Source organism: Streptomyces sp. NPDC056222 (assembly GCF_042264065.1).
GTDB lineage: Bacteria > Actinomycetota > Actinomycetes > Streptomycetales > Streptomycetaceae > Streptomyces.
In genome coordinates this window covers 57,122-63,165 of the sequence record NZ_JBHJTL010000049.1, presented here as the reverse complement: position 1 = coordinate 63,165, position 6,044 = coordinate 57,122, and the positions used below count along the sequence as shown (strand labels likewise).

Here is a 6,044-nt window from a genome sequence, read left to right as displayed (position 1 = left end):
CCCCCTGAGGGAGCGGCGGCCACCGTCGTGTGTACGGGAGGGGGACGTACTAGTCCTTCTTCGGCTCCTCCAGGCGCGGGAACAGCACCGCGCCCTTCGTCACCGTCGAGCCCGCCGGGAGTTGGCCCCAGTCGCCGGCCGACTGGACCGGCTGCGTGGACAGGGCGCCCAGCGTGGCCTCCGCGCCGAGGGAGTCCCAGAGCTTCTGGGAGGTCTCCGGCATGATCGCGTTCAGCAGGACCGCGACCGCGCGCAGCGACTCGGCCGCCGTGTACAGGATCGTCGCCAGGCGGGCGCGGCCCGTCTCCGACTCGTCCTTCGCGACCTTCCACGGCTCCTGCTCCGTGATGTAGCCGTTGACCTGCTTCACGAAGTCGAAGATCGCCAGGATGCCGCCCTGGAAGTCCAGCTCCTCGCCGATCTTCAGGTCGGCCGTCGCGACGGCCTTCGCCAGGCCCTCGTGGATCGCCTTCTCCGCGTCACCGTCGGCCGTCGCGGCCGGCAGGGCGCCGTCGAAGTACTTGCCGACCATCGCCGCGACCCGGGACGCCAGGTTGCCGTAGTCGTTCGCCAGCTCGCTCGTGTAGCGGGCGGTGAAGTCCTCCCACGAGAACGAGCCGTCCTGGCCGAACGCGATCGCGCGCAGGAAGTACCAGCGGTACGCGTCCACGCCGAAGTGCGAGGTCAGGTCCTGCGGCTTGATGCCCGTCAGGTTCGACTTCGACATCTTCTCGCCGCCGACCATCAGCCAGCCGTTCGCGGCCACGCGGCCCGGCACCGGCAGGCCCTGGGCCATCAGCATCGCCGGCCAGATGATGGCGTGGAAGCGCAGGATGTCCTTGCCGATGAGGTGGACGTTGGCCGGGAAGGTCTCGTTGAACTTCTCCGGGTTCTCGTTGTAGCCGACCGCCGTCGCGTAGTTCAGCAGCGCGTCGATCCACACGTAGATGACGTGCTTCTCGTCCCACGGGACCGGCACGCCCCAGTCGAAGGTCGAGCGCGAGATCGAGAGGTCCTCGAGGCCCTGCTTGACGAAGTTCAGCACCTCGTTGCGCGCCGACTCCGGCTGGATGAAGCCCGGGTTCGACTCGTAGAACTCGATGAGCTTCGGGCCGTACTCGCTGAGCTTGAAGAAGTAGTTCTCCTCCTTGAGGATCTCCACCGGCTTCTTGTGGACGGCGCACAGCTTCGTGCCGTCCTCGGCCTCGATGAGATCGCCCGGGAGCTTGTACTCCTCACAGCCCACGCAGTACGGGCCTTCGTACCCGCCCTTGTAGATCTCGCCCTTGTCGTACAGGTCCTGCACGAACTCCTGCACGCGGTCGGTGTGACGCTTCTCCGTCGTCCGGATGAAGTCGTCGTTCGCGATGTTCAGGTGCTCCCAGAGGGGCTTCCAGGCCTCCTCGACGAGCTTGTCGCACCAGGCCTGGGGCGTGACGTTGTTCGCCTCGGCCGTGCGCATGATCTTCTGACCGTGCTCGTCCGTGCCGGTGAGGTACCACACCTTCTCGCCGCGCTGACGGTGCCAGCGCGTGAGCACGTCGCCTGCGACGGTCGTGTAGGCGTGGCCCAGGTGAGGAGCGTCGTTGACGTAGTAGATGGGGGTCGAGACGTAGAACGCCTTCGCCCCCTGCTTCTCGGATCCAGTGGCCGCCATGGTCGAAATCCTAACGGGCAGTTCAAGATCCACTCACATCGATAACGGGTGGTGGGCGCACGGAGACGTCCGCGAAACGTTCGGCCCCGTAGAAAGTACCGGTGAGGCAGGGGCGAGGGAGGAACGTATGCGGGTGCTGGTCGCCGAGGACGAGGAGGTCCTCGCCGAGCTCGTCGCCACCGGGCTGCGGCGCGCCGGCTTCGCCGTCGACACCGTCTACAGCGGCGACGCCGCCCTCGCCTACCTGGGCCTGCACGACTACGACGTCGTCGTCCTCGACCGCGACCTCCCCCGCGTCCACGGCGACGAGGTCGCACGCCGGCTCGTCGCCGAGGCCGCCCGGACGCGGATCCTGATGCTGACCGCCTCGGCCTCCACCGAGGACCGGGTCGAGGGGCTCGACCTCGGCGCCGACGACTATCTCGGCAAGCCCTTCGAGTTCCCCGAGCTGGTGTCCCGGGTGCGGGCGCTGCGGCGGCGCAGCGCCCGTCCCGTACCGCCGCAGCTGCAACGGGCGGGGATCGTCATGGACACCGTGCGGAGGTCCGTGACCAGGGACGGCCGTGCGCTGGACCTCTCCCCGAAGGAGTTCTCCGTGCTCCAGATCCTGCTGGAGGCGGACGGCGCCACGGTCTCCGCCGAGGAGCTCCTGGAACGCGCCTGGGACGCGCACATCGACCCCTTCACGGGCGCGGTACGGGTCTGCATGAGCAAGCTGCGCGCGAAGCTCGGCGAGCCCGCGCTGATCCGGACGGTGCAGGGCGTGGGGTACGCGCTGTGAGCGCGGGTCTCCTCGGGGCGGGCTCGACGATCCGGACCCGGATCGCGCTGGTGTACGGGGGAGTGTTCGTCGTCCTCGGCGGTTGTCTGCTGGGGGTCGTGAACCTGCTGTCCCGGGCCGGTACGGAGGGGGAGGCGGAGGCCATAGCGGCGCGGGTGCGGGTGGTGGCGCCGTTCGAGACGGTCACCGCGTACCGGCTGAGCGACGACGTCAGCCGGGCGGCCGGCGAGCAGTGGCTCATGTGGTCCTGCCTCGCCCTGGTCGTCATGGCCTTCGGCGCGGTCGTCGTGGGCTGGTGGACCGCCGGGCGGGTGCTGCGGCCGGTCCACGAGATGACCGCGCGGGCGCGGCGGCTCTCGGAGCGGAACCTGCACGAGAGGATCGCGGCGGGCGGGCCCGACGACGAGCTGAAGGAGCTCGGCGACACGATCGACGCGCTGCTCGGCCGGCTGGAGGCGGCGTTCGACAGCCAGCGGCGGTTCATCGCGAACGCCTCGCACGAGCTGCGGACCCCGCTCGCCACGCAGCGCGCCGCGATCCAGGTCGGGCTGGACGACTCCTCCGAGGTCAAGCAGGTGCTGCTGGACAGCAACCGCCGCAGCGAACGGCTCATCGAGGGGCTGCTGCTCCTGGCCCGGAGCGAGCGGGGCCTCGAGGCGCGGGAGGACGTGCGGCTGGGGGAGGTCGTCGAGGAGGAGTGCGAGACGTATGGGGTGGGGGTGGTGGCCGGGCCGGCCGGGATGGCCGGGGCGGCCGCTGTGGCTGTGGGGGCGTCTGCGGGGGGTGCCGGGGGCGGTGTCGCGGGGGACGGTGTGGCCTCTGCCGGCGGTGTCGTGCGGGGGAACCGGGTGCTGCTCGGGCAGCTCGTACGGAATCTCGTCGCGAACGCGGTCGCGTACAACGTGCCCGGCGGGTCGGTGGAGGTGTCCGTCCAGGGAGGCGTGCTGACCGTCGTCAACACCGGGCCCGTGGTGGCGGCCGACGACGTGCCCGGGCTCTTCGAACCCTTCCGTCGAGGGGAGGGGCGCGACCGGATGGGGCCGGGGGCTGGGCTCGGTCTGTCGATCGTACGGTCGATCGCGGCGGCGCACGGCGGCACGGTCGGGGCCGTGGCGCGTGGGGTGGAGCAGGGCGGGGGCCTGGTGGTGACGGTGACGTTGCCCGTCACCACCAGGCCCTGAGGCCTCGCGCCGCTGCTAGATCCGCCAGTCGGCGAGCAGCCCGCCGTAGAACGCGGAGTGCGCGGTCTCGGACGGGGTCGCGCCGGCGAGGAAGTGGCCGGTGCGGGGGGCGGTGAGCTTACGGAGGTAGTCGAAGGCCTTGTTGTCCTCCTCGCCCCAGGCCACGAACTGCCAGTGGACCGGGCGGTCGGCGGCCTCGGCGAGGGCCTGGGTGGCGGCGGTCTTCGACTCGGGGGCGCCGTCGGTCTGGAAGACGACGAACGCGGGTCGGGTCGGGTCGGCCTTCTCGTGGTGGGCGAGGACCTCTTCGACGGCGCGGTGGTAGTTCGTACGGCCCAGGCGGCCGAGGCCCGCGTTGATCTCGTCGATGCGGCCCTCGAGGCCCTGGGGGCGGAGCTCGGCGGTGCCGTCGATGTCCGTCGAGAAGAAGACGGCGGTGACGGTGGCGTCCTCGTCGAGGTGGGCGGCAAGGGCGACGGTCTGCTCGGCGATGCGCTGCACGGAGCCGTCCTTGAAGTACCCGCGCATCGACCCGGAGCGGTCGACGACGAGGTACACGGCGGCCCGCGCCCCGACGAGCCCCTGCTTCTTGAGCGCGGCCCCGGCGGCCTTGTACGCGTCGACCAGGTGGGGGGCGTCGGCCTTGACCCGGGCGAGGGAGGTGGCGGGGGTGTCCTGCGCCTTCGGCTCGGGGGACTCGGTGACCGTGTCCGCGACGGCCTCGACGACCGGCTCGGGCGCGGTCTCGTCCGTGACGGGCGTGGCCTCGGGCTCGGGTGCGGTCTCGTCCGCGACGAGTGCGGCGACCGGCTCGGGTGCGGTCTCGTCGGCGACGGGTGCGGCCTCGGGCTCGGTGGCGTCGTCGGCGGACGTCTCCGACTCGGCCTCCGGTCCGGGGGTGGTGTCGGGCGCGACGTCTGCCTCCGGCGCGGTCTCCGTGACGGGAGCGGCGTCCGAGGCAGCTGCGACGAGCTCGTCCTGAGCCTGCGGCTCTGCCGCGTCGGCCTCGGTGTCGTTCTGCGCCTCCGGCTCGACGGGAGCTTCGGCCTCAGGCTCGGCAACGGCCACTTCCTGCGCCGTGGGTGCCTCGGCTTCGACCTCGGCGTCCACCTCGGCCTTGACCTCGGCGTCAGCCTCGGCCTTGACCTCGGCGTCAGCCTTGGCTGCCTTCGGCTCGGCCTCGGCCTCGTCGACGTCCGCCGTCGCGTCCGCCGTCGTCTCCGGCTCCGCCTTGGCGTCAGCCGCCTCGACGTCCGCCTCGACCGACGGCTCGACCTCGACCGCCGCGTCCGCCGTGGGTGCCTCCGGCTCGGCCTCGGCCGCGTCCACCGCCTCGACGTCCGCCTCGGTCGTCGCGTCGGTCGCCTCGGTCTCGTCCGAAGCGAGCGCCTCGGCCTCGGCCTCGGCCTCCGCCCCGGCCTCAGCCGCCGCGGTCGCCTCCGGCTCCGCCTCGGCGACAGCCGTCTCGACCTCGGTGTCGGCCGCCTCCGGCTCCGGCTCCGCCTCGGCGGCAGCCGTCTCGACCTCGACCTGGGCCGCAACCGCCTCCGGCTCCGCCTCGGCGGCAGCCGTCTCGACCTCGACCTCGGCCGTAACCGGCTCCGGCTGAACCGCGGCCACAGCGTCCGTGGCCTCCGTGGCCGCCGTCGCCTCCGTCGCCTTCGGCTCCGACGACCTCGCGCCCGGGACCTTCGGGTTGTCGAAGGCGGCCGCCACCAGGTCGTCCGCGGCGCGCTGTGCCGCCGACTCCTTCGAGCGGGTGGGTGCCGGCGTCGACGCGCGCGCCCGCTCCGGCGCCGCAGCGGCCGTTCCCGCCGGCTCCGTCGTCCGTTCCGCGGACGTCGGAGAGGGGAGCGTCACCGACTGCTGCTCCTCGGACGTCGCGCGGTCCGCCTGGGGCGGGACGGAGGTTGCCGGAGTTTCGTCGTGCTGGTCCGCACGGTCGCGTCCGAACACCTTGCGCAGCAAGCTCCGAATGCCCATGGGCGAGGCCTTTCGCATGAGTTGGGTGCGATGAATGTCCGTACTGGGAGGAATCATCCCTGGCCAGGGCGGACACGTAAGGTTAGCGGCCCCTGGTGTGTCGCCATCGGCGCCCCATAGGCCACCTGTCCGGCCCTCGAGCGGCTCCATGATCGGCCTCTCAAACGGCCTCTCGAACGCCCCCCGAGCGGCCCCTCGAGCGGACACCCGGCCCGCCCTCGCCCCGCCCTCGCCCCGGCCCCGACCCGCCCTCCCGCCCCCTCGCCGATCCGCCCTCGACGGCCTCCCAACCGCCCATCAACCGCCCCCGGTTCCCCCGCATTCATCCGACGTTCACTCCACCGCCGCCCCCGTGCAGATGTGCACACATAACGTCACCGCGGACGGAATCCCGACACCATGTCGGGACCAAGGGGCGGCGCTGGTACGCGCCGGAGGAGGA

General features: G+C 71.9%; 4 protein-coding genes. 2 read left to right on the top strand and 2 right to left on the bottom strand.

Annotated features, from left to right (window positions below; translation table 11 throughout):
• Positions 1-49 precede the first annotated feature (49 nt).
• Positions 50-1,657 carry a methionine--tRNA ligase gene (gene metG, locus ACFC0D_RS22800; RefSeq protein ID WP_376438823.1) on the bottom strand — a complete coding sequence of 536 codons (1,608 nt, stop codon included), beginning with the start codon at positions 1,655-1,657 and terminating at the stop codon, positions 50-52.
• Positions 1,658-1,784: 127 nt separating this feature from the next.
• Between metG and ACFC0D_RS22795 the strand changes: the two genes are divergently transcribed.
• Both ACFC0D_RS22795 and ACFC0D_RS22790 read left to right on the top strand, forming a co-directional pair.
• Complete coding sequence (locus ACFC0D_RS22795; RefSeq protein WP_376438820.1) at positions 1,785-2,438, top strand: response regulator transcription factor; 654 nt, start codon at positions 1,785-1,787, stop codon at positions 2,436-2,438.
• Entirely contained in the window at positions 2,435-3,619 is a 1,185-nt protein-coding gene (locus ACFC0D_RS22790; protein WP_376438817.1) for a sensor histidine kinase, read from the top strand. The genes ACFC0D_RS22795 and ACFC0D_RS22790 overlap by 4 nt, the downstream gene beginning before the upstream one ends.
• A gap of 15 nt (positions 3,620-3,634) precedes the next feature.
• On the opposite strand, the gene ACFC0D_RS22785 is transcribed toward ACFC0D_RS22790, so the two are convergent.
• Complete coding sequence (locus tag ACFC0D_RS22785; RefSeq protein WP_376438814.1) at positions 3,635-5,602, bottom strand: VWA domain-containing protein; 1,968 nt, start codon at positions 5,600-5,602, stop codon at positions 3,635-3,637.
• Between the last annotated feature and the right edge of the window lie 442 nt (positions 5,603-6,044).

Bases quoted from the DNA above. Each gene is read 5' to 3' on its own strand.
- metG (WP_376438823.1), bottom strand. From the start codon at position 1,657: ATGGCGGCCACTGGATCCGAGAAGCAGGGGGCGAAGGCGTTCTACGTC.
- ACFC0D_RS22795 (WP_376438820.1), top strand. From the start codon at position 1,785: ATGCGGGTGCTGGTCGCCGAGGACGAGGAGGTCCTCGCCGAGCTCGTC.
- ACFC0D_RS22785 (WP_376438814.1), bottom strand. From the start codon at position 5,602: ATGGGCATTCGGAGCTTGCTGCGCAAGGTGTTCGGACGCGACCGTGCG.